The organism is Brevundimonas sp. SL161 (assembly GCF_049896985.1).
In the GTDB taxonomy this organism is placed as follows: Bacteria; Pseudomonadota; Alphaproteobacteria; order Caulobacterales; family Caulobacteraceae; genus Brevundimonas.
This window is the reverse complement of the sequence record NZ_JAFCVJ010000068.1, coordinates 1-2,296: the sequence shown is the minus strand read 5'-3', so window position 1 is coordinate 2,296 and position 2,296 is coordinate 1. Positions and strand designations below refer to the sequence as shown.

2 protein-coding genes are annotated in these 2,296 nt (G+C 70.3%); both read left to right on the top strand.

All coding sequences use genetic code 11. The features are described 5' to 3' along the window. Positions 1 to 664: OmpA family protein (locus tag ACP7AU_RS17605; RefSeq protein WP_426052264.1), on the top strand; the 664-nt coding region annotated here is incomplete at its 5' end. Between the two features lie 552 nt (positions 665 to 1,216). Further along, the coding region (locus tag ACP7AU_RS17600; RefSeq protein ID WP_426052263.1) for a capsular biosynthesis protein at positions 1,217 to 2,296 on the top strand (1,080 nt) is incomplete at its 3' end.

Below are 2,296 nucleotides of genomic sequence, written 5' to 3'. Positions count from 1 at the left end.
GGCTGACGACAGCTCGACCAAGTTCGCGGCGCAAGCCCTGGCGGGCCTGAGCTATGCGATCGGCGACCGCGCCAACATCGACCTGACGTACCGCTATCTGACGGGCGACATGGAGTTCAAGACGTTCACGAACTCCACGGCGGCCGTGAACAACTACGGCACGTTCGATGGCGACTACGACGAGAGCCACACGGTGACCCTGGGTCTGCGCTACGCCTTCGGCGCCGCCGACGCTCCGCCGCCGCCGCCCCCGCCGCCGCCGCCTCCTCCCCCGCCTCCCCCGCCGCCCCCGCCCCCGCCGCCGCCGCCCCCGCCTCCGCCGGCTCCGGTCGCGCGTGAGTTCGTGGTGTACTTCGACTGGGATCGCTCGGACCTGACGGCTGAAGCCCGTTCGGTGGTCACGCAGGCCGCCAACTACGCCAAGTCGGGTCGTCCGACGCGCGTGCTGGTCGTCGGCTACGCCGACACCTCCGGCTCGGCCGCCTATAACGTGGGCCTGTCGAACCGTCGCTCGCGCACCGTGGCTGACGCCCTGGTCGCTCAAGGCGTCGCCGGCGGCGTCATCGCTCTCGACGGCAAGGGTGAAACCAGCCTGGCCCGTCCGACCGCCGACGGCGTTCGCGAGCCTCTGAACCGTCGCGCCACCATCGGCATCAACTTCTAGGACGCCTGGAAAGGATCCCGGTCCCGCGAGGGATCGGGATCCCGCCAAGCTGACTGGAAGACGTCGGGGGGCGTCGAAGGATCGTCCACGATCCGAGGAGGCCAAGGGTCGTTCGCGACCTCCGGAGCCGGGACCGCAGGTCCCCTCTCTCCCACGTCTCATGATTCCGCATGCTGAGCCGCCGGTTCTCCCCTTCGGGAGGCCGGCGGTTTTGCGTTTCTGGGCGCCGCGCCCACTAGCTCGCACCAGAGGACGTCCCGTCTCCGCACGCCCGCTCCGGCCTCCTTTCAGGACGGTTCGGGCCGCCAAGGGGATTGAACGATTTCGCGAACTTCGACCAGCGGCGCTCGCTTTTTTGGACAAGTCGGTTGATCCGCGATGCAGGGGCGGCGACAAAGGCCCCCATGTCAGAGCTCCGAGCCTCTCGCCCGCTCCGCGACGGAACCGTCCCCCTCTCGTTCGAGAGCGTCGGCGGATCCGCAGGGCAGGCCTCGCCCGGGTGCTCAGCGCCTCGACCGCGTCCCGAAGTCTTCGCGTGAACCGGTCCTGACCATGGCGGACGTCCGCATCACCTCCAGGCAGGCTCCCGACGGGGCCGAGGTCTCGCCCCGCGAGGCGGCTCCCTCCCGCGAGGTGCCCGTCCGCGCGCGCCGGCCCGCGCGCGTGCTCGTCCCCCAAGCCGTTTCCCCCACGGCCGCCTCCCCGGTGCCCTTGGGCCGTTACGCCCCCGGCCAGTCGCTGGCCGGCCGCCGGTTCCTGATCGTGACGGCGCCGTTCGGTCCGTTCGGCCGGATGCTGGCGGAACAGTTGACGGCCGAGGGCGCCTCCGTGGCTCGGATGCTGTTCAATGCGGGGGACGCGGCTTACTGGCGGCGTTCGGGAGCCCAGCCCTACACCGGCGACGTCCGCCGCTGGCCCGCCCGGCTGGCCAGGCTGGTCCAGGACCAGGGCCTGACCGACGTAATCGTGTTCGGCGAGGGCGGACCCTACAACCAGGGCGTCCTCTCCCAGGCCAGGAAGCTCAAGGCCCTGCGCGCCGAGGCCCTGGCGACCGCTCGGTCTTCGTCGGACTCTGACCAACCTGCCGCTCAAGCAGGGGGCGCCCGTGGCGCGAACGACAGCGGCTGGGCGCAAAGCGCCCATCCGCTGCGGGTCTGGGTGCTGGAAAATGGTTACTTCCGTCCAGACTGGATCACGGTCGAGGAGAACGGGGTCAACGCCTCGTCGGGCCTGCCGCGCGACCGCAAGGCCTATGATCCCCCGATCCCCGAAATGCTGCCGACCCGGCCGGTGGGCAGGATCCTGCCGCACCACGTCATCAACATCAGCCTGTATCACGCCGCCCAGCCGCTGGGCCGTCTGGTGTTCCGCCGCTACGTCTATCCCTACACCCAGTCGCCCTGGCTGCAGTTCGTGGGCCATGTGCGGCGCTATCTGCAGCTCGCCTTCCGGTCCAGGACAGAGTCGGACGCCCAGGTGATCCGCGCGCGGGGCCCATTTTTCCTGGCCTGCTTGCAGCGCGAGGGCGATGCCCAGCTGCTGCGCTACTCCCACTATGCCGACAACACCGCCTTCCTGGCGGAGGTCCTGTCATCGTTCGCCAGGCACGCGGACGCCGAGACGCGGCTGGTG